This window comes from Erwinia sp. V90_4 (genome assembly GCF_029967685.1).
In the GTDB taxonomy this organism is placed as follows: domain Bacteria; phylum Pseudomonadota; class Gammaproteobacteria; order Enterobacterales; family Enterobacteriaceae; genus Erwinia; species Erwinia aphidicola.
Map to the genome: position 1 here is coordinate 52,047 of NZ_JASCAQ010000040.1, position 23,903 is coordinate 75,949.

Below are 23,903 nucleotides of genomic sequence, written 5' to 3' on the forward strand. Positions count from 1 at the left end.
GAGATCAACATGACACAACGTTTCCCACAACATTTCCTCTGGGGCGGCGCAGTCGCTGCAAACCAGGTCGAAGGCGCATGGCAGACCGACGGCAAAGGCATCTCCACCTCAGATTTGCAGCCGCAGGGTATCTTTGGTCAGCGCGTGGAGCGCAAGGACGGTGATTTTGGCATTAAGGATCTCGCTATTGATTTCTATCACCGCTATCCGGAAGACATCAAGCTGTTCGCTGAGATGGGCTTTACCGTGCTGCGCACGTCCATCGCCTGGACGCGCATTTTTCCGCAGGGGGATGAAACCCAGCCAAACGAAGCGGGCCTGGCGTTTTACGATCGGCTGTTTGATGAGATGGCCAAATACAACATCACTCCGCTGGTGACGCTATCCCACTATGAGATGCCGTTCGGGCTGATTCAAAAATATGGCGGCTGGGGCAGTCGTCAGACCATTGATTTCTTCGTCAACTATGCCAAAACCGTGTTTGAGCGCTATAAGCACAAGGTGAAATACTGGCTGACTTTTAACGAGATCAATATGTCGCTGCACGCGCCGTTTACCGGGGTGGGTCTGCCGGAAGAGAGTGGCAAACCGGCGGTATATCAGGCCATCCACCATCAGCTGGTTGCCAGCGCCCGCGCGGTGAAAGCCTGTCACGACATTGTACCTGAGGGTAAAATCGGCAATATGCTGCTGGGGGCGATGCTCTATCCGCTGACCCCTGACCCGGCGGACGTGATGGAAACCCTGCAGCAGAACCGCGACTGGCTGTTCTTTGGCGACGTGCAGACGCGCGGTTACTACCCGGCTTATATGCAGCGTTTCTTTAAACAACAGGGCATCACCCTGGACATTACCGAGCAGGACCGCCTGGATCTGCGCGCCGAGATCGACTTTATCTCCTTCAGCTATTACATGACCGGCTGCGTCACCACTGACGAAGAGCAGAATCAGAAGGAGCGCGCCAACATTCTCAATATGGTGCCGAACCCGCACCTGGCGAGTTCCGAATGGGGCTGGCAGATCGACCCGCAAGGCCTGCGCTATCTGATGAATGTGCTGTATGACCGCTATCAGAAACCGCTGTTTATCGTTGAAAATGGTCTCGGCGCGCGCGACACCGTGGAGGCCGACGGCTCAATCAATGATGACTACCGCATCGCTTATCTCAACGACCATCTGGTGCAGGTGCGTGAAGCGATTGAGGATGGCGTGGAGGTGCTGGGCTACACCTGCTGGGGACCGATCGACCTGGTGAGCGCCTCTAAAGCTGAGTTCTCTAAGCGCTACGGCTTTATCTACGTAGACCGCGACGACCAGGGTAACGGCACGCTGGCGCGCACCCGCAAGAAAAGCTTCTACTGGTATCAGAACGTGATTAAAACTCACGGTGAATCACTGAAGTGATGCTGCGCCGGGCAGCTCTGCCCGGCCTTTTTACGCTTCGTCCGGCTCATCCTTTAGCGACAGCGTCTCTTTCCTGACGCGCTCAATGTGGATGGTCAAAAACATCCGCTCTTCGCTGCCCAGCGTGTACTGATAGTTTTTCATTATGTGCCGGTCAATCTTCTCAACGCACTTGTAGGCGGCGGGATAACGGTCGCGCACCACGTCGTGCAGTGATTCATCGTCGCTGTAGACCCCGCGTTTACCCAGCATACGCTGGGAAAAGAACTTCAGATGGGTGACAAACCGGTTATAGCTCAGCGCCTCGGTCTGATAATCGAGCTGCAGCTGATATTTCACGATATGCAGGATCTCCTGCATAAATTTGGTGATATGCATGACCGCTGGCATCTCACTGCCCAGCTGGGCGTTAACCAGGTGCAGCGCGATAAAACCGGCTTCATCATCCGGCAGGCGAACCTGCAGGCGCTGTTCGATAATATCCAGCGCCGCCAGCCCCAGCGCGTATTCCTGCGGATAGAGGCTGCGGATCTCCCACTGCAACACGTTGCGGATCGGCAAGTTTTGCTGATGGCGCATCAGTGCAAAGTTCACATGATCGGTCAGCGCAATCGCCAGGCTCTCATGCAGCGGGGCCTTCAGCTGCTGGCGGGCCTGGGCGATAATGCACTCGCTGGCGATCACCACCTCCAGCGGAATTTCGGACAGCAGTTCGCTAAGCCGCCCGCTCAGCTGCTGGCTTTTCAGTGCAAAGGTCTTCTCGACCAGCGCGGGATCGAGATCGTCGCCGCTGCGTTTTTTAAACGCCAGCCCGCGCCCCATCACCACCTGTTCGTGGCCCTGCGCATCGTGGATGATCACCACATTATTATTAAGTACTTTCGCTATTTTCATTTCCCGGCCTGAAAACAAAAAAACCTGACGGCCGGAGACGTTCCAGCGGTCAGGTTTTGCCTGCTTAAATGCAGTAACAATCCAGTGATGACACGATAATCCATAATCCCGCCGCCTCAAGCGCGGCGCGGCGGAACTGTGATACAGCTCTCGTGATTTGTGGGCTCTCTTTCTCAGGTCGCCGCGTGGCACTTCGCCTGTGCCAGCTGCTGTAGCTGCTGCGCCCGCACGGTAGCGGCTTTCTGCGCCCGGCTTTTGGCAATGCCGTTACCGATGCCAAAGTCGAGCGCGGCGCCTACCACCGTCAGGCCGTCAAATTCGCCGGTTTTATCGATTTTCTGCTGCACCTGCTGCTGCGCGGCGATCTGCTGCTGAATGCCGCGGCAGTCGAGCTGGTCGGCCTGCACCGTACTGACCGGCGGCGACGCGGGATAGCGTTTTACGGCACAGCCGCTGAGGAGCAAGGTAAGGGATAGCAGGCAGATCAGTTTCATCGTGGATACCGGGTTGTTCGCGATAGGGCAATTATGCGGGTGAGACCCGTAAACCAATGGGATAAGCAGCAGCGTGAACTGCTGCTTTTTCCGGCGGTCAGTGCTTCAGAATATACAGGGTGCGGCTATAAGCCACGTCTTCGGGATTAGTCATCGGGTAGCCCTGCACATAAGGTTTGATCAGGCGGCCGTTGGTGTACTGATAGATCGGGGCTATCGGCGCCTGGTCGGCGATCATCTGCTCGGCGCGGTTGTAATCATCGTTGCGGGCGCTGTCATCAGTTTCCCGGCTGGCCTGCGCCATCAGCGCGTCGTACTCGCTGCTTTTGAAACGTGCAATGTTGCCGCTGTGCGTGGATGTCAGCAAGCTGAGGAAGGTAGACGGCTCATTATAGTCCCCTACCCAGGAAGCGCGGATCACATCGAAATTGCCGCTGTTGCGGCTGTCGATATAGGTTTTCCACTCCTGGTTCTGCAGCTTGACGTTGACGCCCAGGTTTTTCTTCCACATCGAGGCCACGGCAATGGCAATCTTCTGGTGCGTTTCGGAAGAGTTATACAGCAGGGTCAGGTTGAGGGGGTGCGTCGGACCATAGCCCGCCGCTGCCAGCAGCGCCTTAGCCTGGGCATTCAGCTCTTCCTGACTGTGCTGCTGAATAAAGCTGGCTTTCGGCTTGAATCCGGCCGTCACATCCGGCGTGAAATGCCAGGCGGGCTTCTCCCCCGTTCCCACCACTTTTCCGGCGATGATTTTACGATCGATGCTCCAGCTCAGCGCCTGACGCACGCGCACGTCGGCGGTCGGGCCTTTCTGGGTATTGAAGGCATAGTAATAGGTGCCGAGCTGATCCGGGGTGTACACCTCATGCGGGATCTGCTTTTTCAGCAGGCCGTACAGCTCTTTTGGGAAGGATTCGGTGATATCAATATCCCCGGCGCGGTAGCGTTTGGTGGCGCTGGACTCTTCGCTAATCGGCAGGAAGGTGACTTTAGTCAGCACCGTATGGGCGTTGTCCCAGTAGTGCGGGTTGCGAACCAGTTCCAGCTTCTCGTTAACCACGCGGCTTTGCAGCTGATAGGCCCCGTTGCCAACCAGATTTCCGGCTTTGGTCCACTGGTCACCGTACTGCGTGACCACTTTTTGCGGCACCGGGAACAGGCTGAAGTTGGCGGTCAGGCTGGCAAAATAGGGAACCGGCTTGTCGAGCGTCACTTTAAGATGGGTGGCATCCATCGCGCTGACGCCGAGCTTATCCGGGCTCATCTGCCCTTTAATAATCGCCCCGGCATTCTCGATACCCGCCAGTTCAGCAAACCAGGCGAAGGTGGAGGTGTTTTTTGGGTCAACCAGACGTTGCCAGCTGTAAACGAAGTCGGCGGCGGTGACAGTGTCACCGTTTGACCAGCGGGCATCTTTGCGCAGCGTGAAAATCCACGTCTTATTATCGTTGGTCTGCCAGCCGGTGGCGACGCCGGGAATGATTTTCCCATTGGCATCCTGATTTGTCAGACCTTCAAACAGATCGCGGATCACCGGGATTTCCGGCAGCCCGACCGCTTTTACCGGGTCGAGAGAAGCCGGTTCATCTTTAATATGGCGGACAATTTCCTGGCGCGCAGCCAGCTGGGTTCCCGCCGGAACATCGGCAGCATGCGTAACAGAACTGATAACCAGCGCTAAAGCAGCCAGCGCAAAGGGTGACGATTTCCTCATAACGGTATCCTTGCAAGCAACGTAACGTGATGTGCGGCCGGGTTATTTTCACGGCTGACTGTAACGCAGATTGTTACAGCGTAAATAGTATTTTATTCATTGTGTGAGCGATGAACGCTGACGGGCAATGTGCTAGCTTAATCACTGGCTAAATAACTGGAGCACTGCAGATGTCGTTACTTCACCCGAGACCGCTGCGCGGTCGTCTTGATGCCGTGGCGCAACCTTATGGACAGTCGGTACTGGGTGCTCCGCTGCTGTGGTTCCCGGCGCCCATGGCGGATGAAGAGAGTGGCCTGATCCTCGCCGGTACGCACGGCGATGAGAATGCCGCCGTGGTCACCCTCTCATGCGCTATGCGCACGCTGCAGGACAGCCACCGCCGTCACCACGTGGTGCTGGCGGTAAATCCGGATGGCTGCCAGCTTGGCTTACGCGCCAATGCTAACGGGGTTGACCTGAATCGTAATTTTCCTGCCGCCAACTGGCAGCCCGGTGACACGGTTTACCGCTGGAATAGTGCGGCCGACGAGCGCGATGTCCAGCTGTCGACCGGGGATTTCGCCGCGTCTGAACCGGAAACCAAAGCGCTGTGCCAGCTGATCCACCAGATTGCCCCGGCGTGGATTGTCAGCTTCCACGAGCCGCTGGCCTGTATTGAAGACCCGGACAGCAGCCCGCTCGGGCACTGGCTGGCGAGCAAAACCGGCCTGCCGCTGGTTACCAGCGTGGGCTATGCCACGCCGGGTTCGTTTGGCAGCTGGTGCGCCGATCTGGATATGCCATGCATCACAGCAGAGTTCCCGCCGATTTCCGCCGACGCGGCCACCGAACAGTATCTCGGCGCCCTGGTGGATTTACTCAGCTGGCAGCCGTGACAGCTCAATGCGCCCGCAGCTGAACGGCAATACCGGGTCGGCATCCACCGCCAGCCAGGTGGGGCCGTCGAGGTCGACAAAGCGCGCCTGAGGCACCAGCGGCAGCGCGGCGCGGATCGCGCGTGAGGTGCACAGCATACAGCCGAGCATAATGGCGAATCCCTGCGTCTGCGCGGCGGCGGCCAGCTCCAGCGCGGCGGTCAGGCCGCCGGTTTTATCCAGTTTGATATTCACCATCTCATAGCGGCCACGCAGTGCAGGCAGGCTGTCGACGGTATGACAGCTTTCATCTGCGCAGATCGGCAGGGGATGAATAAAGTTTTCCAGCGCCGCATCATCACCCGCAGGCAGCGGCTGCTCCAGCATCGCCACCCCGAGGTCGGCCAGCAGCTGACAGCGCGCGGCCAGCCCCTCGCCGTGCCAGGATTCGTTAGCGTCGACAATCAGCGTCGCCTGCGGCACCGCGCTGCGGATCGCCACCAGCCGCTCAGTAATCAGATGATTGTCGAGTTTGATTTTTAGCAGCCTGGCGCCGTTCTCCCACAGCGCCAGCGCGCTGCTGGCCATCATTTCCGGCCCGTCGATGCTGACGGTCTGCGCCATCTCAATCACCTGTGGCTGTGCGCTGTCGGTCAACTGCCAGAGGCTGCGCTGCGTACGCTGCACTTCCAGGTTCCACAGCGCGCTGTCGAGGGCATTGCGTGCCGCCCCTGCGGGCAGGCTTCGCTGCAGCTGGGCGCGATCCATCCCCTGTTGCAGCGCGGGAAGCAGCTGAGTAATTTGCGCCAGTACGGAGGCTTCACTTTCACCATAGCGGGGATAAGGGGTGCACTCACCAACGGCTTTTATGCCATCCTCTTCCAGTTCGACCACCACCACGCCCGCCTCACTGCGCGCGCCGCGGGCAATGACAAACGGGCTGTGCAACGGCCAGCTTTCCGGGTAGACCTTGACTGCTCTCATACTCAGCTCCCTGATTTCATTATAATTGGACAGCATGACGGATATTAAACTGTCGCACACCTCAAGCATGGCATACACTGGACCAGGTTAAACACCATTAACATTAAAAGGATAGATTATGTCTCAGACCGTACACTTTCAGGGCAATCCGGTTTCCGTTGACGGCCAGCTGCCAACGCCGGGCCAGAGCGCAAAACCGTTCACCCTGGTGGCCAAAGACCTTTCCGAAGTTTCTCTGTCAAACTACGCGGGTAAGCGCAAAGTTCTGAATATCTTCCCGAGCATTGATACCGGCGTATGTGCCGCTTCAGTGCGTAAATTCAACCAGCTGGCGGGCGAAGTCGACAATGCCGTGGTGTTATGCATCTCTGCCGATCTGCCGTTTGCCCAGTCGCGTTTTTGCGGCTCTGATGGCCTGAGCAATGTGGTGACCCTCTCCACGCTGCGCGGCAACGAATTCCTGCAGGATTATGGCGTGGCGATTGCTAATGGCCCGCTGAAAGGCCTGGCTGCGCGCGCCGTTGTGGTGCTGGATGAAAAAGATAACGTTATCTACAGCCAGATGGTTAACGAGATCACCACCGAGCCGGATTACGATGCCGCCCTGGCATCGCTCAATTAAAAATGTAGGGGCCGATCCTCTTTTTCGATCGGCCCGAATTGTAGGGGCCGATCCTCTTTTTCGATCGGCCCATTTACCCGACAATCACGGCCTATTCCGCTTCGCTCTTCTTCTGGCTCAGCCCATATTCCCGCAGCTTATTGGCAATCGCCGTATGTGAAACCCCGAGCCGTTTCGCCAGCTTGCGCGTGCTTGGATACGAAAGATATAAGCGCGTCAGCACTGAACGTTCAAAGCGGCTGGTGATCTCATCCAGCGACCCTTCAATCGCATCATCCCCCAGCGGCAGCTCCATCGCATACTCCGGCAGCACGATATCCTGCGGGCGCAGTTCGTAACCTTCCAGCTGAGTTAATGCACGATAGAGCGCGTTCTTCAGCTGACGCACATTGCCAGGCCAGGTGTAGCGGGTCAGGAAGGCATTGAGCTGCGCGGAGAGTTTCGGTCTTGCCACCCCCTGCTCGTCGGCAAAGCGCGCCACAAACATTTCGGTCAGCGGCAGGATATCCTGCGGGCGGTCGCGCAGCGGCGGCAGATTAAGGGTTAACACGTTGAGGCGATAGAACAGATCTTCGCGGAATTCGCCGCGCTGTACCATCTCCATCAGGTTTTTCTGCGTCGCGCAGATCACCCGCACATCGACGTGCACCTCATGCTCTTCCCCAACGCGGCGGAAGGTGCCGTCATTGAGGAAGCGCAGCAGCTTGGTTTGCATGCGCGGCGACATTTCCCCAATCTCATCCAGCAGCACCGAACCGCCGCTGGCCTGCTCGAAGAAGCCCTTTTTACCTTCCAGCGCGTTCGGGTAGGCCCCGGCAGCGTGACCAAAAAGTTCGCTTTCCGCCACGTCGTCCGGCAGCGAAGCGCAGTTCAGCGCGAGGAACGGCTTTTTGCCGCGCGCGCTGCGCAGGTGGCAAGCGCGTGCCAGCATATCCTTTCCGGTGCCGGTATCGCCGACGATCAGCAGCGGCGCATCGAGCATCGCCAGCTTGCGCGCCTGATCGATAACCTGACGCATTTTGCTGCTGACGGCGACAATATGCTGGAATTCGCTGTCATCATTGACCGCCAGGTTCTGCAGCTGCTGGCCCATCCGCGCGGTGGATTTCAGCATCACCACGCCGCCAACCGGACCCGGCGTTCCCCCCTCTTCATCCTGGGCATGAATCGGGGTGTTCTCCATCAGGAAGTCGCGCCCCTGCAGCACCACGTGATGCGCCTGCGCTTCGATGCGCTCGCTCTCCAGCCAGCGCTGGAAGTTGAAGCCGCTAATCAGCGAACCGGCGCTGTAGTTACGCATCTTCTCTTCATTCAGGGCGAACAGCGTCTGCGCTGCCGGGTTCGCCAGCTCAACTTTGCCTTTCAGATCGATGGAAAATACCGGCTCCGGCAGCGCCACCAGTAGCGCACTCAGGGCGCGATGTTCACGTTCGGAAGGCAGGTATGAGACGGTACGCACGTCGGTCACGCCGGGTATGCGGCGAATTTCTGCCATCAGCTGGCTGAACTGGTCGAAGCTGACGCTGGAAAAATTCAGATAGATGCGGCCAATGGCGGCGATTTCGATGCCGCGCAGGTCGATGCTGCGCTCGACCAGCAGATCCAGCAGTTCGCGGGTCAGACCGATTCGGTCCTGGCAAAAGACTTCAAGACGCATGCGTATTAACCTTTAGTGTGATCATAACAATTCGCGCGTTATCAAGCTTATCGGGCCAGGCATGCCTGGCCCCTACTAATGATGGCGTAGGGGCGAGGCATGCCTCGCCCGATGCAGCCGATAAATGATTGCGAAATAATACGCTATCCTTTGTAGCTCCAAAAGAAGTCTGTCAGGAAATGTTGACAGTCGCTGTAATCCTGAGCTTATTTGTCACTTTTGCCGCCATTCTGCATGCTCTCTTTCAGCTGGCCGATCAAATCGCGGCGGAAGTCACCCAGACGGGGTTTCTCCCCTTCCAGCCACGGCAGCGGGCGGCACAGCTCCATCGCTTTAATGCCGAGGCGCGCCGTCAGCAACCCGGCGCCAATTCCCTGCGCCGCCCGGGCTGAGAGACGGGCGGCAATGTCCTGTGACATCCAGTCCATGCCGACTTCGCGCACCAGTTCAGACGCACCGGCGAAAGCGATATTGAGCAGCACCAGACGGAACAGGCGAATACGGCTGAAATAGCCAAGTTCAATGCCGTACAGCGCGGCAATACGATTCACCAGCCGCAGATTGCGCCAGGCGATAAATGCCATATCCACCAGCGCCAGCGGGCTGACGGCAATCATCAGCGTTGACTCAGCGGCATAGCGGCTGATTTCCCGGCGCGCCTGGCGGTCGAGCACCGGCTGCACCAGCTGCGCATAGAGCGCGACGATTTCGCGATCGTTATGGGTTTCATGCAGGGAGGCCTGCCAGCGCTGCAGCGCCGGATGCCCGGCATCCAGTCCGGCCTGGCTGGCCAGCTTCTCACAGAATGCGCGCCCTTTACCGATGCCGTGGCTGGCCAGCAGCTCCCGCGCCACGTCGCGCTCTTCCGCACGTTCACGCAGGCGATAAAGCCGCCGCCATTCGCTTATCAGCGATCCGGCTCCGGCCGCGACGACCAGTGCGCCCGCCGCGCCGCCGCCCAGCGCAATCCAGTCCTGCGTCACCCAGGCCTGATGCATCCACTGTATGCCCTGCGCCACCACGCTGACGCCAAACAGCCCCAGCCCGGCGATGGTCATTTTGCGCCACAGGCTGCGCTTCGGGCGCAGTGCGGCTTCGACGGCCTGCTCGCCTGCGCCCTCTTCTTCGGCTTCGCGCTCTGGATCGACGACCACGAAATTATCCTGCTGCGCGGCAAAGGCCTGGGTTGGGCGCAGCGGCGCGGCCGCGTCCTCTTTTAACGGTGCGGCAAAATCAATGCGTGGTTTAATCGGTGCGTTCATCGCAGTTTATCTCCCAGTAAAAATTCCAGTGCCGCATCCATGCGGATATGCGGCAGAGGACGATCGACATCCAGATCCTGCGGACGGAACTGTTCAAAGTGGAACCCCTGCTGCTGCCAGAATGCGTTGCCAGGCAGGCGCGGCGGCACTTCACCCGGATAGACCGTCAGCGGCTCATTGTCCGCCAGCCGGTGACCGCGCAGTGCCGGGATGCTCTCGCCCTGATGATCGACGCGCCCACTCTGGGTGGCCTGCACCGATGCCAGCCCCACGCAGTCCATGGTGATGCCTTCAAAGGCAGCATTCTGCCAGGCGTCCTGCACCAGCTGTTGCAGCAGCGAGACCAGATTGGCGTGCTGGTCGGCGGTGACGTGATCGGATTTGGTGGCGGCGAACAGCAGCTTGTCGATCACCGGGGAAAACATGCGGCGAAACAGCGTGCGCTGCCCGTAGGAGAAGCTCTGCATCAGCTGGGTCAGCGCCAGGCGCATGTCGTTAAACGCCTGCGGCCCGCTGTTGAGCGGTTGCAGGCAGTCCACCAGCACGATCTGGCGATCGAAGCGCAGAAAGTGATTCTTATAGAAGTCCTTCACCACGTGCTGACAGTAGTACTGGTAGCGCGCGCGCAGCATGCCGATATTGGTGGAGGCATCGGCCTGCATCAGGCGCGTTTCACCGCCCTCGTCCACCGCCGGCCATGGGAAAAATTGCAGTGCCGGGGCGCCCGCCATCTCACCCGGCAGCACAAAGCGCCCCGGTTGGATAAAGTGCAGCCCCTCCTGCTTGCAGCGCTGCAGATATTCGGTCCAGGCCGCGGCGATCTCTGCCAGACGGTTTTCATCGGCGGGCGCTAACGGGTCGAGATCGGCGCACAGCTGCTGCCAGCGCTGGGACCAGGCTGCGCGGTCGCCCTGCAGCAGGCCAGTCATCTGACGCGACCAGCTCAGGTAATCCTGCGCCAGCATCGGCAGGTCGAGCAGCCATTCACCGGGATAATCGACGATCTCCAGGTACAGGGTTGAAGCGTCTTTAAAATGGCGCAGCAGGGAATCGCGCGAGCGATAGCGCAGCGCGAGACGCATTTCACTGACGCCGCGCGTCGGCGTGGGCCAGTTTGGCGGCGTACCATACAGCTGCGCCAGCCCCTCATCGTAGGTGAAGCGCGGCATGCCGAGATCGCGCTGCGGCACGCGCTTCACGCCCAGCAGACGCTGTTCGCGCACGGCGGAAAACATCGGCAGGCGCGCACCGGCGTTAACGTTGAGAAGTTGATTAACCAGAGAGGTGATAAAAGCGGTTTTTCCGCTGCGGCTCAGGCCGGTAACCGCAAGGCGCAGATGGCGATCCACGCCGCGATTGACCAGAGAAAGTAATTCATTTTGCAGTCTTTTCATCTGTGGGGTTGCCATCCTTATTGCGAGTTATTCCATTATCGTAACATCAGGCCAGCACCGCACAATCCTTTAACGGGTCGGTTTGACCCAGCGAGCGGTCGCGCGCTTCATTACGCGCCGCACCAGCGGCTCCAGTGCCCAGGCCAGCAGGATTTTCAGCGGCCTGCGGGCAACGGATTTGACCGCCCAGCCGCTCAGGCCTGCCGGGCCATAGGTGACCGCATTAATCAGAATAAACTTACCGGCCTTTTTCAGGGCCGGGGCATGTCGTTGCCATTGGCGCATCGTATTTCTCCGTTGAAGACCGGTTTTAGTATTACAGCTGACGGAAGCGGCTGCGCACGCTGAAGGTTTCAGAAGTCACGTAGCGTTCAACCTCACGTAGCTGCTGCTCTCCGCCATTCAGTTCTGCACTCAGTTCATCGAGCAGCTGATGGGCGCTCAGCGGTTTATCCTGCCCCTGCACGCTGAGCGGCATTTCGTCGAGCACCGCCGCCAGCGCGAAGTAGGCAATCAGGGTAAAGATAAACAGCCCGCAGAACATCGACAGCACCACAATCACGCGTACCAGCAGCACCGGAATACCGAGGTAGTCGGCAATCCCGGCACAGACGCCTTTCAGCTTGCCCTGCTGCGGAATGCGATACAGTTTGTTCTTACTCATGGCTGCCTCCAGTTCGGATGCTCAGCGTCGAGAATAGCTTCCAGCGACTGAATGCGCTCGCGCATTTTGCGTGCGTCCTGGGTCAACTGCTGCAGACGCTGCAGTTCATTTTGCGACAGCTCAGCGCAGCCGCTGCGACGATTGCTGTAGTGCAGCCAGAGCCAGATCGGTGCCACGAACAGCACGAAGATCGTCAGGGGGATGGCTAAAAATAACGCGCTCATTCACTCTCCTTGCGGGTTAAGCATAGGTTATCCGGCCACTTTCGTGGCCCGTTACATTATTCGCTGCGGTTCATTTTTGCTTTCAGCGCGGCCAGCTGCTCGCTGATTTCATCGTCGGCCTGCAGATCGGCAAACTGCTGATCGAGCGTTTTCTTCTTGCCGAAGCTGTGGCTCTCGGCCTCGGCTTCCATATGATCGATGCGGCGCTCAAACGATTCAAAGCGCGCCATCGCTTCATCAATTTTACCGCTGTCCAGCTGGCGGCGCACATCGCGTGAGGAGGAAGCGGCCTGATGACGCAGGGTCAATGCCTGCTGGCGTGCGCGGGTTTCGCTCAGTTTGCTTTCCAGCTCACCAATCTCACTTTTCATACGCGCCAGGCTCTCTTCTACCTGAGTGGCTTCCTGCTGCAGTGTGGCAATCAGATCGGTCAGCTTCTGTTTTTCCATCAGCGCAGCGCGCGCCAGGTCGTCTTTCTCTTTACGCAGTGCCAGTTCAGCTTTTTCCTGCCATTCCGCCTGCTGGCTTTCAGCCTGGTCAATGCGGCGCAGCAGCTGTTTTTTCTCAGCCAGCGCGCGGGCAGAAGTGGAACGCACTTCAACCAGCGTATCTTCCATTTCCTGAATCATCAGGCGCACCAGCTTCTGCGGATCTTCTGCTTTTTCCAGCAGCGAGTTAATGTTGGCGTTCACGATGTCGGCGAAGCGAGAAAAAATACCCATTATCGAAATCCTCTTCAGTCAGTTGTCGGCACAAATGATAGTGCGCTGTGAGTTATTACTATTCAAATAGCGTGCCAGTTTTTATGTTGCTGATTTTACTGGGCCGGGCGGCTTTACACCCTCAGCCACAGCGGCTAAAGTGGTTTTTATCACTAACACCTGGTGAAATTAATGATGAGCGAAAATCCTGATACCCTGCTCGGTGAATCAAACAACTTTCTGGAAGTGCTGGAGCAGGTTTCCCGCCTCGCGCCGCTGAATAAGCCGGTGCTGGTTATTGGCGAGCGCGGCACCGGCAAAGAGCTGATCGCCAGCCGTCTGCACTATTTATCCGACCGCTGGCAGGGGCCGTTTATTTCGCTCAACTGCGCCGCGCTCAATGAAAACCTGCTGGATTCGGAGCTGTTCGGCCACGAGGCCGGCGCTTTTACCGGCGCGCAGAAACGCCATCTTGGCCGGTTTGAACGCGCTGACGGCGGTACGCTGTTTCTTGACGAGCTGGCAACCGCGCCGATGCTGGTGCAGGAGAAGCTGCTGAGGGTGATTGAATATGGTCATCTGGAGCGCGTCGGCGGCAGCCAGCCGCTGCAGGTCAGCGTGCGGCTGGTGTGCGCCACCAATGACGACCTGCCGAAGCTGGCGCAGGAGGGGAGATTCCGTGCCGACCTGCTCGACCGCCTGGCGTTCGATGTGGTGCAGCTCCCGCCGCTGCGCGAAAGGCGCAGCGATATTCTGGTGATGGCGCAGCACTTCGCCATTCAGATGTGCCGCGAGCTGGGGCTGGCGCTGTTTCCCGGTTTTTCTCCGGCGGCTGAACAGCGCCTGCTGGATTACGGCTGGCCGGGCAACGTGCGCGAGCTGAAAAACGTGGTGGAGCGCTCGGTGTATCGCCACGCCAGCATTGAGGAGCCGCTGGATAACATCATTATCAATCCGTTCGAGCGCACTGCGCCTATCCCGCTGGAGGAGCCCGCCGCGGACGCCCTGCCCGCGCTGCCGCTGGATCTGCGCCGCTGGCAGCACGAACAGGAGAAAACGCTGCTGGAGAAAAGCCTTGCGCAGGCGCGCTTTAATCAGAAACGCGCCGCCGGGCTGCTGGGCGTGACCTATCATCAGCTGCGCGCCATGCTGAAGAAACACGATTTGAATCCGTCATAATTAACGGCGGGCGAGGCATGCCATCATTAACGGCGGGCGAGGCATGCCATCGCCCCTACGGTGTTGCGCCGCACCCTCACAGGGGGCGGGCATGCCGTCGCACCACGGTGTTGCGCCGCACCTTCGCTGGGGTCGGGCATGCCATCGCCCCTACGGTATTGTGCCGCACCCTCGTAGGGGTCGGGCATGCCCGACCCTGGTTTTACGGCAAAAAAAAGCCCACGCAGGGTGGGCTAAAAATACTGGAAGCAATGTGAGCAATGTCGTGCTCTTCAGCGGCAGAGCCACCGGTGAAGCGCAGGGGAATAATAATCATTCTCAGTCTTGCTTGTAAAGCATTTTGTTGAGAATCTTTCTCATTTCCATAACAACTTTGTGCGTATTTTCAACACCCTCTGGTTGATGTGCTTATTAATGTAGCGGAATCGCCCCGCCACTATGCAGCAAACTTTGGGTGCAGCCTGAGAGTGCGGTACACTGTGTTTATTGCCTGAATTTTCAGAAGAGTTATGCGCAAACTAATCTCCACTCTGCTTCTGAGCCTGAGCGTGCTAAGCGCCCCGGCCTGGTCCGCAACGCCCGGTGATATCCGCCAGAGCGGCTTCGTGTATTGCGTTAACGGCGTAATGAATACTTTTAACCCGCAGATGGCCAGCGGTGGGCTGGTGGTGGATACCCTCGCCGCCCAGCTGTATGACCGCCTGCTTGACGTCGATCCTTACACCTATCGCCTGATCCCCGAGCTGGCAGAGAGCTGGGAAGTGCTGGATAACGGCGCCACCTATCGCTTCCACTTGCGTCACAACGTGGCCTTCCAGCACACCGCCTGGTTCAAACCCAGCCGCCCGATGAATGCCGATGACGTGGTGTTTAGCTTCGAGCGCGTATTTAACCGCAAGCACCCGTGGCACAACGTCAACGGCGGCAGCTACCCCTACTTTGACAGCCTGCAATTTTCCGATGCGGTGCAGAGCGTGAAGAAGCTGGATAAGGATACGGTAGAAATCCGCCTTAACAGCCCGGATGCGTCCTTCCTGTGGCACCTTGCCACCCATTACGCGCCGGTGCTGTCAGCCGAGTATGCCGATCGGCTGAGCAAAATTGATCGCCAGGAGCAGCTCGATCGCGAGCCCGTTGGCACCGGTCCGTTTATGCTGAATGATTACCGCAGCGGACAGTACATTCGCCTGCAGCGCAATGACGCTTACTGGAAAGGCCAGCCGCGCATGGCGCAGGTGGTGGTCGATATGGCAGCGGGCGGCACCGGGCGCTTGTCCAAGCTGCTGACCGGCGAGTGCGACGTGCTGGCCTACCCTGCCGCCAGCCAGCTCTCTATCCTGCGTGACGACCCGCGCCTGCGCCTGACGCTGCGCCCGGGCATGAACATCGCCTATCTGGCGTTTAATACCCGCAAAGCGCCGCTCGATCGTCCACAGGTGCGCCAGGCGCTGGCGCTGGCAATCAACAATGAACGCCTGATGGAGTCGATTTATTACGGCACCGCCGAGACCGCAGCCTCGATTCTGCCGCGCGCTTCATGGGCCTATGATACCGATGCGCGCGTCACGCCCTATAATCCGCAGAAAGCCCGTGAAGAGCTAAAGGCGCTGGGCATTGAGAACCTGCACCTCAACCTGTGGGTGCCTTCTGCCTCACAGTCCTGGAACCCCAGCCCGCTGAAAACCGCCGAGCTGATTCAGGCCGATCTGGCGCAGGTTGGCGTCAAAGTGACCATCGTGCAGGTAGAGGGGCGCTTCCAGGAAGCCAGACTGATGGAGAATAACCACGACCTGACGCTGACCGGCTGGGCAACCGACAGTAACGATCCGGACAGCTTTTTCCGCCCGCTGCTGAGCTGCGCGGCCATTGCCTCACAGACCAACTTTGCCCACTGGTGTAACTCGGCGTTTGATGAGCTGCTGCATAAGGCCCTGCTGTCACAGCAGCTTGCTAACCGCATCGACTATTACGATCGCGCCCAGGCGCTGCTGTCGCAGGAGCTGCCGGTGCTGCCGCTGGCCTATTCGCTGCGCCTGCAGGCCTACCGCCACGATATCAAAGGCCTGGTGCTTAGCCCGTTTGGTAATGCTTCCTTTGCGGGTGTCCACCGCGAAAGTGGTGAGGAGAAATCGCCGTGATTATCTATACGCTGCGCCGCCTGGTGCTGTTTATCGTCACGATGTTTATGCTGACGCTGGTTGGCTTCAGCCTGAGCTATTTCACGCCGCATGCGCCGCTGCAGGGTGCATCGCTGTGGGATGCGCTGCTGTTCTGGCTCAGAGGCATCGTGCAGCTGGATTTCGGGGTGTCCAGTATTAACGGTCAGTCGATTAATCTGCAGCTGCGTGAAGTGTTCCCCGCCACGCTGGAGCTGTGCTTTATGGCCTTCAGCCTGGCACTGCTGGTCGGTATTCCGCTGGGTATTGTCGCCGGGGTGATGCGTAACAAATGGCAGGATAAAGCGATCAGCGCCGTGGCCCTGCTCGGCTTTTCCCTGCCGGTGTTCTGGCTGGCGCTGTTGCTGACGCTGTTTTTCTCGCTTAATCTCGGCTGGCTGCCGGTGTCCGGGCGCTTTGACCTGCTCTATCCGGTGCAGCACATCACCGGGTTCGCACTGATTGATGCCTGGCTGACGGACTCGCCGTGGCGCCATGAGATGATTATCAGCGCGCTTAAGCATATGATCCTGCCGGTTACCGCGCTGGCCGTGGCACCCACCACTGAGGTGATCCGCCTGCTGCGCATCAGCACCCGCGAGGTGATGGAGCAGAACTATGTGAAAGCCGCCGCCACGCGCGGGCTGTCGCGCTTCACCGTTATCCGCCGTCACGTACTGCATAATGCCCTGCCGCCGGTGATCCCGCGTCTCGGGCTACAATTCTCTACCATGCTGACGCTGGCGATGATTACTGAAGTGGTGTTTAGCTGGCCAGGCCTCGGCCGCTGGCTGATTAACGCCATTCGCCAGCAGGATTATGCGGCGATTTCCGCCGGCGTGATGGTGGTTGGCGCTCTGGTGATCGCCGTGAACGTGCTCTCCGATATTCTGGGTGCCATGACAAACCCGCTGAAGCATAAGGAATGGTATGCCCTCAGATAATATCTACTCCGAGAAGCGGCCGCCCAGCCCGCTGCGCCACACGTGGGGGCTGTTCTATCGCGATACCACGGCGATGATTGGCTTCTATGGCTTTATCGCGCTGCTGCTGCTGTGCATTTTTGGCGGGCTGGTGGCGCCTTACGGCCTCGACCAGCAGTTTCTCGGCTTCCAGCTGCTGCCGCCTTCATGGTCACGCTATGGCGATGTTTCGTTCTTCCTCGGTACGGACGATCTGGGGCGCGATCTGCTCAGCCGCCTGCTGAGCGGCGCGGCGCCGACCGTCGGCTCCGCGATTGTGGTCACGCTGGCGGCGGCGCTGTGTGCGATGGTGCTTGGCGTTTTTGCCGGGCTGACGCACGGCCTGCGCTCGGCGGTGATGAATCACGTGCTCGACACGCTGCTGTCGATCCCCTCTCTGCTGCTGGCTATCATCGTGGTGGCCTTTATGGGTCCACGGCTGGAACATGCGATGCTGGCGGTGTTCCTGGCCATTCTGCCGCGCCTGGTGCGCGCCATTTACAGCGCGGTGCATGATGAGCTGGAAAAAGAGTACGTGGTGGCCGCGCGTCTCGACGGCGCCAGCAGCCTGGATATTCTCTGGTATGCCATTTTGCCTAACATTCTGGCGCTGCTGGTGACCGAATTTACCCGCGCGCTGTCGATGGCGATCCTCGATATCGCCGCACTCGGCTTCCTCGATCTCGGTGCGCAGCTCCCCTCCCCGGAGTGGGGCGCGATGCTGGGCGATTCGCTGGAGCTGATTTATGTTGCTCCCTGGACCGTGATGTTACCGGGCGCAGCGATTATGCTTAGTGTACTGATTGTTAACCTGTTGGGTGACGGCGCACGCCGGGCCATCGTTGCGGGAGTTGAATAATGCCGCTGCTCGATATTCGTAACCTGACGATAGAATTTATGACCTCCGAAGGGCCGGTAAAAGCGGTCGACCGGGTCAGCATCACGCTGAGCGAAGGTGAAGTGCGCGGGCTGGTGGGAGAATCCGGTTCGGGCAAGAGCCTGATCGCCAAGGCGATCTGCGGTGTCACCAAGGATAACTGGCGCATCACCGCTGACCGCATGCGCTTTAACGACATCGACCTGCTGCACCTGACGCCGCGTGAACAGCGTAAAATTGTCGGTCATAACGTGTCGATGATTTTCCAGGAGCCGCAGTCGTGCCTTGACCCGTCGGAAAGTATCGGCACTCAGATCAAGCAGGCGATCCCCGGCTGGACGTGGAAAGGCCGCTGGTATCAGCGCTTTGGCTGGCGCCATCGCCGCGCCATTGAGCTGCTGCACCGCGTTGGCATCAAAGATCATAAAGATATTATGAGCAGCTTCCCGTATGAGCTGACCGACGGCGAGTGCCAGAAGGTGATGATTGCCATCGCCCTGGCGAATCAGCCGCGCCTGCTGATTGCCGATGAGCCAACAAACGCCATGGAACCGACCACCCAGGCGCAGATTTTCCGCCTGCTCTCCCGGCTCAACCAAAACAATAACACCACTATTCTGCTGATCAGCCACGACCTGCAGATGCTGAGCCAGTGGGCGGATAAAATTAACGTGATGTACTGCGGGCAGACGGTGGAAACCGCGCTCAGCGACGAGCTGATCAGCGCGCCGCATCACCCTTATACTCAGGCGCTGATCCGCGCAATGCCGGACTTTGGCCGTTCGCTGCCGCACAAGAGCCGCCTCAATACGCTGCCGGGTGCCATCCCCTCGCTTGAACACCTGCCGATTGGCTGCCGCCTGGGCCCGCGCTGCCCTTATGCCCAGAAAACCTGTATTGAGACCCCGCGCTTAACCGGGTCGAAGAGTCATATGTTTGCCTGCCACTTCCCGCTGAATATGGAGAGTCAGTAATGGTTGAAACGCTGCTGGAAGTGCGCAACCTGAGTAAAACCTACCGATACCGCACCGGGCTGTTCCGCCGCCAGCATGTTGAGGCGGTGAAGGATGTCAGCTTCACCCTGCGCGAGCGCCAGACGCTGGCGATTATCGGTGAAAACGGCTCGGGCAAATCGACGCTGGCGAAAATGCTGAGCGGGATGATTGCCCCCTCATCCGGCGAAATAGTGATTGACGATCGTCCGCTGGAGTATGGCGATTACGGCTATCGCAGTCAGCGCATTCGTATGATATTCCAGGATCCGTCGACCTCCCTGAATCCGCGCCAGCGCATCAGCCAGATCCTCGATTTCCCGCTGCGCCTCAACACCGAGCTGAATGCAGATGAGCGCGAGAAACGTATTATCGCCACGCTGCGCCAGGTCGGGCTGCTGCGCGACCACGCGTCCTATTATCCGCACATGCTGGCCCCGGGTCAGAAGCAGCGCATCGGCCTGGCGCGCGCGCTGATTTTACAGCCGAAGGTGATTGTGGCGGATGAAGCGCTGGCGGCGCTGGATATGTCGATGCGCTCGCAGCTGATCAATCTGATGCTGGAGCTGCAGGACAAGCACGGTATTGCCTATATCTACGTCACGCAGCATCTGGGTATGATGAAACATATCAGCGACAAGCTGCTGGTGATGCATCAGGGCGAAGTGGTGGAGCGCGGCAGCACCGCCGACGTGCTGGCCTGCCCGCTGCACGATCTTACCAAACGCCTGATCTCCAGCCACTTCGGTGAAGCGCTGACCGCCGACGCGTGGCGTAAAGACCGCTAACCCCCACCCCGTAGGGGTCAGGCATGCCTGACCCGGCGTATGCCTGACCCGGCAACTGCTGACCAGGGCGAGGCATGCCTCGCCCCTACGATGGCACTGCCTGGCCAGGGCGAGGCATGCCTCGCCCCTACGACGGCACCGCTTATGCCATCCAGCTATTTGATAGCACCGAACATTATTTCTTTCGCTTTAGCGCTTACGCCAGGATACCCGTGCCGTAATTGAAAAGGAATGATCATGGAACAGCGCCGCTTTACCGGCAACAACCACTGGTATCATGAAACCCAGACCAGCCTGCCCGCGCAGCGCGCGCCGCTGGTGCCCGAAGCTGCCACTATTGAAGACCGTTTCCTGCTTGGTCTGGCGCAGCAGGTCGAGGGCGACCTGATCCCCACTTTGCAGCAGGTGCAGCCCGCACTGCTGGCCTCACGCGATCTCTATCAGATCCTGTTCCCCAACGAATTAACCACCACTCTGACCCACACGCTTACGCTGTATGACCGACTGAGCAGCGCGCTGACGGTGGCGCAGGTTACCGGCGTTCAGCGACTGTGCAATCACTATGCGGCGCGGCTTAACCCGCTGCCTGGGCCGGATTCATCGCGTGAGAGCAATCGCCGCCTGACGCAAATCACCGAGTATGCCCGCCAGCTTGCCAGCCAGCCAACGTTGATTGACGCCGCTGCCGTACAGCATCTGGATGATGTGGGGCTCAGTGCGTCGGATATTGTCACGCTCAGCCAGATTATTGGCTTTGTCAGCTACCAGGCACGCGTGGTGGCCGGAATTCATGCCCTGCTGGCGCTGCCCGTGCGCTGGATGCCGGGCGTAACGGTGCCTGCAGACGCGGACCCCGAGCTGTTCAGCACCGCGGCAGAGTGGCAGCCCAGCCTGCCGCCGCTCGAAATGCGTTACGCCGCAACCGATCAGTTAGAGGCCCTGACTTTCTGTCAGCCGATAGCCGAGCTGGAAGCCGGTGCCTGGCTGTTCGCGCACGACGGCAAAACCCTGTACGGCTGGGCGAGCCTGCTGCAGGCACTGTCTGAAATCCGTCATTCGCCGCAGGCCACGCTGGCGGCGGCAGTGACCGCAAGGATTAACGGCAGTGCTGCCTGCTTTGGCCGCTTAGCGCTGGGCGAATTGCGTGATGCACTGCAGGCGAGTGTCGATCACGCGCTGGCGCTGGCTGACCCACAGCAGCAGGCGGTGATCCAGCTGGCAGCCCAGCTAACGCGCTCGCCCGAGCGGGTTAACGCGGCGCACGTGCAACCGCTGAAAGAGGCCGGGCTGAGTAGCGCGCAAGTGTTTGCGATAATCCTTAGCGTGGCTAACGCCAGCTGGGGCAACCGCCTGATGCAGGGCCTCGGCAGCACGGCAGCGCGTTAGCTCAGCCCATCAGCCAGCGCCGTACTTCATCGAAGAAATGCTGTGCCAGCGGAGTGGCGCGACCAGGCTCGGCGATCACCACCGCAGCCTGGCGTGACATCGGCGGCATCGCCACCGCGCGGCGGCTCAGCTCACCGCTCATCCCCGCGATCAGATGCCCGACGGGAGAAATCAGGCAGCCCAGGCCCACCTGCGCGCCCTGCAGCAGCTGAAATACCGAGGTGGTCTCCAGCACCACGCGCAGCTCCAGCCCGGCTTCGCGGAAATGCCCGTCAACATAGCGGCGAAAATAGCGGGTTTGATCGGCCAGACAGAGCGGCAGCGCGGCGATCTCTGGCAGCGTCAGCGGCTCAGTGCCGTTCAACTGCGGAAAATGCTGCGGATGAAACAGCAGCTCCACGCCATTATCCACCAGCGTTTCTGCCTGAAAATGCAGTTCGCGCAGCGTCGACAGCTCAAAGAAGCCAATGCCGACATCCACCGTATGGCTATTCAGCGCTTCCAGCAGCTGATCGGCGCTCAGCACCGCCACGCGGTAATCCAGCTGCGGATAGCGCTCGCTAATCGCCTTCAGCATCACCGGCAGCGAGATGCTGCACTGGGGCACCACGCCGATGCGCAGCGTGCCGTTAACCCCGTGCTTCAGCGACTCAACTTCCAGCTTTAAGCCCTGATAAACCGAGACGATCTCCCGCGCCCACGAGAGCACACGCTCCCCTTCCGGGGTGAAGCCGTCGAAGTTATTGCTGCGGTTAATCAGCGACAGCCCCAGCTCAATTTCCAGTTTTTTCAGGCGCATCGAAAGCGTGGGCTGACTGACAAAGCTGGCTTCTGCGGCACGGCCAAAGTGGCGCTCGCGCTCGAGGTTGCACAGGTAGATGAGCTGCTTGATATCCATAATGGTTATTTTATTGGTAAATTTTGGCTAATAGTAACAGCCTGAGAGCCAGAAACGCGACTTCATGCCACGCCCAGCGCACTTTTCACCTCGCTGGCTATTTTCTCTACCTGCGGCCCATAAATCACCTGCACATCGCGATCGCTAACGCGATTTACGCCATTGGCACCGGTACTCATCAGCGTCTGGTCCACTACCTCGTTCATCTGCTTAACGCGCACGCGCAGACGGGTGAAGCAGCAATCGACGTCCTCTATATTGGCCTTCCCGCCCAGCCCGCTGATAATCACGCGGGTGCGCTCGTCGGCGGCAACGGTCTCCTGCTGCGGTTCCTGCCCGGATTCTCGCCCCGGGGTTTCCACCCGCATCCGCAGGATGATGAATTTAAAGCCGTAGTAGTAGATCGGCACGTAGATTAGCCCGAGCACCACGCTCCACCACCAGGCCGTTTTGCTGCCGCCCAGAATGCCGAACACCACCAGATCAATCGCACCGCCCTGAATGTTGCCAATCATCAGGTGCATCAGCGACATCAGCATAAACGACAGCCCGCTCAGCAGGGCGTGCAGGATGTAGAGCACCGGCGAGACAAAGATAAAGCAGAACTCCAGCGGCTCGGTGATCCCGGTGGTAAACGAGGTGAGCGCCCCGGCCATTACCAGCGCCTTCACCCGCTGTTTATGTTCCGGTCGCGCACAGTGATAAATCGCCAGCGCGGCGGCGGGCAGGCCAAACATCATCACCGGGATTTTACCCTGGGCGAGGAAACGCGTGGCCTCCTGCACCGTGGCATCCGCCACCGAGCCGGGATGCGTCAGTGAGGTGTTAAAGATGTTCAGCGCGCCGACAATCGTCTGCCCGTCTACCGTGGCAATGCCGCCAATCGGCGTGAAGCGCACGGTTTCATTGAGGATGTGATGTAACCCGGTCGGGATAAGCAGGCGTTCACTGGTACCGTAGAGCAATGCGCCGTACTGGCCGCTTTTGCCAATCAGCTCCCCGACCCAGGCAATCCCGGCGCCAATCGTCGGCCAGACTAACGCCAGCAGCACGCCCACCAACGGCAGCACCAGCACGGTGACAATCGGCACAAAGCGCCGTCCGCCGAAAAAGCTGATAGCGGTCGGCAGCTGAGTGGTGTAGCAGCGGTTATGGATCGCCACCGTCAGCAGCCCGGCAATCACCCCGCCCAGCACGCTCATGTTGTAGGTAAAGATACCGAGCATCGGGATGTATTCCGCCGAGGTCATCATCGCTGCTGTCTGGTCCATGCCCTGCTGCTGGAGCGCGGCGGGTGTGGTAGTGGCAGCGGTCAGACCCTTGGCGGCTAGCGTGGCGCTAACGCCCACGTGCATAGCGATGAAACCTATCACCGCGGCAAAGGCGGCCGTCGGTTTCTCCGCTTTTGCCAGGCCAATGGCGCTGGCAACGGCAAAGAACAGCGGCAGGTTAGCAAACAGCGCCCCGGCGACCTTACGGATAAAGCCAATGATCAGCTGGGGCGTCTGCATGCTGGCGAAGGCCTCCCCGGTAATCGCCGGATTTTGCAACGCCGCCGCCACACCAAGGAAAATGCCGGCGGCGGCAATCACCGAAATCGGCATCATCAGCGCTTTGCCGAAGGCGTGGATCTTGCTGGCAAACTCTTTCATCTGACCTCTCCCGCTCTGACTGCAAAGAGCTAAGTATTAGTCGCGTGCTTGATTAAGATCGTCTTCAGCGGCAATTTTAACGGTTAATTCTTGAGCGCAATCACACTTCTGCGCCTGCCATGATAAACAGCGCCTATCGCAC

At 59.3% G+C, this 23,903-nt stretch carries 23 protein-coding genes; 10 read left to right on the forward strand and 13 right to left on the reverse strand.

The window, feature by feature from the left end; all coding sequences use genetic code 11:
- The first annotated feature begins 9 nt into the window (after positions 1-9).
- Positions 10-1,404, forward strand: coding sequence for a 6-phospho-beta-glucosidase (ascB, locus tag QLG07_RS06870; RefSeq protein WP_187498030.1), 1,395 nt, complete (start codon positions 10-12; stop codon positions 1,402-1,404).
- 30 nt (positions 1,405-1,434) lie between these two features.
- Here the strand turns inward: ascB and QLG07_RS06875 are convergent, their stop codons facing one another.
- From QLG07_RS06875 to QLG07_RS06885, 3 genes are all read right to left on the reverse strand, one after another.
- Positions 1,435-2,298, reverse strand: coding sequence for a PRD domain-containing protein (locus QLG07_RS06875; protein WP_282468850.1), 864 nt, complete (start codon positions 2,296-2,298; stop codon positions 1,435-1,437).
- Positions 2,299-2,471: 173 nt separating this feature from the next.
- Entirely contained in the window at positions 2,472-2,792 is a 321-nt protein-coding gene (locus QLG07_RS06880; RefSeq protein ID WP_187498032.1) for a hypothetical protein, read from the reverse strand.
- A gap of 97 nt (positions 2,793-2,889) precedes the next feature.
- The gene (locus tag QLG07_RS06885; RefSeq protein ID WP_187498033.1) at positions 2,890-4,506 is read right to left on the reverse strand and encodes an ABC transporter substrate-binding protein; all 1,617 of its coding nucleotides are present in this window, start codon (positions 4,504-4,506) and stop codon (positions 2,890-2,892) included.
- Positions 4,507-4,676: 170 nt separating this feature from the next.
- Here QLG07_RS06885 and mpaA point away from each other — a divergent pair, with 170 nt between their 5' ends.
- Positions 4,677-5,384, forward strand: a complete 708-nt coding sequence (mpaA, locus tag QLG07_RS06890) for a murein tripeptide amidase MpaA (protein ID WP_099754192.1) — start codon at positions 4,677-4,679, stop codon at positions 5,382-5,384.
- On the opposite strand, the gene ycjG is transcribed toward mpaA, so the two are convergent.
- Positions 5,364-6,347, reverse strand: coding sequence for an L-Ala-D/L-Glu epimerase (ycjG, locus tag QLG07_RS06895; protein ID WP_282468851.1), 984 nt, complete (start codon positions 6,345-6,347; stop codon positions 5,364-5,366). The two genes, mpaA and ycjG, sit on opposite strands and share 21 nt — an antisense overlap.
- A gap of 118 nt (positions 6,348-6,465) precedes the next feature.
- Between ycjG and tpx the strand changes: the two genes are divergently transcribed.
- Entirely contained in the window at positions 6,466-6,969 is a 504-nt protein-coding gene (tpx, locus tag QLG07_RS06900; RefSeq protein ID WP_048915987.1) for a thiol peroxidase, read from the forward strand.
- A gap of 91 nt (positions 6,970-7,060) precedes the next feature.
- Here the strand turns inward: tpx and tyrR are convergent, their stop codons facing one another.
- The 7 genes from tyrR to pspA form a co-directional block, all read right to left on the reverse strand.
- Positions 7,061-8,626, reverse strand: coding sequence for a transcriptional regulator TyrR (gene tyrR, locus QLG07_RS06905; protein WP_282468852.1), 1,566 nt, complete (start codon positions 8,624-8,626; stop codon positions 7,061-7,063).
- A 206-nt stretch (positions 8,627-8,832) separates the two neighbouring features.
- Positions 8,833-9,888 carry a YcjF family protein gene (locus QLG07_RS06910; protein ID WP_282468853.1) on the reverse strand — a complete coding sequence of 352 codons (1,056 nt, stop codon included), beginning with the start codon at positions 9,886-9,888 and terminating at the stop codon, positions 8,833-8,835.
- Positions 9,885-11,282 (reverse strand): YcjX family protein, encoded by a 1,398-nt coding sequence (locus tag QLG07_RS06915; protein WP_099754202.1) that lies wholly within the window; start codon positions 11,280-11,282, stop codon positions 9,885-9,887. The genes QLG07_RS06910 and QLG07_RS06915 overlap by 4 nt, the downstream gene beginning before the upstream one ends.
- A 69-nt stretch (positions 11,283-11,351) precedes the next feature.
- Positions 11,352-11,567: a phage shock protein PspD gene (pspD, locus tag QLG07_RS06920; protein ID WP_048915984.1), complete on the reverse strand. Its 216-nt coding sequence runs from the start codon at positions 11,565-11,567 to the stop codon at positions 11,352-11,354.
- A 31-nt stretch (positions 11,568-11,598) separates the two neighbouring features.
- Positions 11,599-11,946, reverse strand: coding sequence for an envelope stress response membrane protein PspC (pspC, locus tag QLG07_RS06925; RefSeq protein WP_048915983.1), 348 nt, complete (start codon positions 11,944-11,946; stop codon positions 11,599-11,601).
- Positions 11,943-12,170 carry an envelope stress response membrane protein PspB gene (gene pspB / locus QLG07_RS06930; protein WP_282468854.1) on the reverse strand — a complete coding sequence of 76 codons (228 nt, stop codon included), beginning with the start codon at positions 12,168-12,170 and terminating at the stop codon, positions 11,943-11,945. The genes pspC and pspB overlap by 4 nt, the downstream gene beginning before the upstream one ends.
- Positions 12,171-12,226: 56 nt before the next feature.
- Positions 12,227-12,892 (reverse strand): phage shock protein PspA, encoded by a 666-nt coding sequence (gene pspA, locus QLG07_RS06935; protein ID WP_282468855.1) that lies wholly within the window; start codon positions 12,890-12,892, stop codon positions 12,227-12,229.
- Positions 12,893-13,063: 171 nt separating this feature from the next.
- On the opposite strand from pspA, the gene pspF reads away from it, so the two are divergent.
- The 7 genes from pspF to QLG07_RS06970 all read left to right on the forward strand — a co-directional run bounded on the left by pspF (position 13,064) and on the right by QLG07_RS06970 (position 21,211).
- Entirely contained in the window at positions 13,064-14,050 is a 987-nt protein-coding gene (gene pspF, locus QLG07_RS06940) for a phage shock protein operon transcriptional activator (RefSeq protein ID WP_282468856.1), read from the forward strand.
- Between the two features lie 509 nt (positions 14,051-14,559).
- Positions 14,560-16,188, forward strand: a complete 1,629-nt coding sequence (gene sapA / locus QLG07_RS06945; protein ID WP_282468857.1) for an ABC transporter substrate-binding protein SapA — start codon at positions 14,560-14,562, stop codon at positions 16,186-16,188.
- Positions 16,185-17,150 carry a putrescine export ABC transporter permease SapB gene (sapB, locus tag QLG07_RS06950; RefSeq protein WP_048915978.1) on the forward strand — a complete coding sequence of 322 codons (966 nt, stop codon included), beginning with the start codon at positions 16,185-16,187 and terminating at the stop codon, positions 17,148-17,150. Before sapA ends, sapB begins: the two co-directional genes overlap by 4 nt.
- On the forward strand, positions 17,137-18,027 hold the full coding sequence (sapC, locus tag QLG07_RS06955; protein ID WP_062818254.1) for a putrescine export ABC transporter permease SapC: 891 nt from the start codon (positions 17,137-17,139) through the stop codon (positions 18,025-18,027). The genes sapB and sapC overlap by 14 nt, the downstream gene beginning before the upstream one ends.
- Positions 18,027-19,019, forward strand: coding sequence for a putrescine export ABC transporter ATP-binding protein SapD (gene sapD, locus QLG07_RS06960; protein WP_282468858.1), 993 nt, complete (start codon positions 18,027-18,029; stop codon positions 19,017-19,019). Before sapC ends, sapD begins: the two co-directional genes overlap by 1 nt.
- Complete coding sequence (gene sapF, locus QLG07_RS06965) at positions 19,019-19,825, forward strand: putrescine export ABC transporter ATP-binding protein SapF (RefSeq protein ID WP_048915975.1); 807 nt, start codon at positions 19,019-19,021, stop codon at positions 19,823-19,825. The genes sapD and sapF overlap by 1 nt, the downstream gene beginning before the upstream one ends.
- A 237-nt stretch (positions 19,826-20,062) precedes the next feature.
- A complete protein-coding gene (locus tag QLG07_RS06970; protein ID WP_282468859.1) occupies positions 20,063-21,211 on the forward strand; it encodes an oxidoreductase in 1,149 nt (382 codons plus the stop codon).
- A 1-nt stretch (position 21,212) separates the two neighbouring features.
- Here the strand turns inward: QLG07_RS06970 and QLG07_RS06975 are convergent, their stop codons facing one another.
- Entirely contained in the window at positions 21,213-22,109 is an 897-nt protein-coding gene (locus QLG07_RS06975) for a LysR family transcriptional regulator (RefSeq protein ID WP_282468860.1), read from the reverse strand.
- Between the two features lie 62 nt (positions 22,110-22,171).
- Positions 22,172-23,761, reverse strand: coding sequence for a PTS transporter subunit EIIC (locus tag QLG07_RS06980; protein ID WP_282468861.1), 1,590 nt, complete (start codon positions 23,759-23,761; stop codon positions 22,172-22,174).
- Positions 23,762-23,903 lie beyond the last annotated feature (142 nt).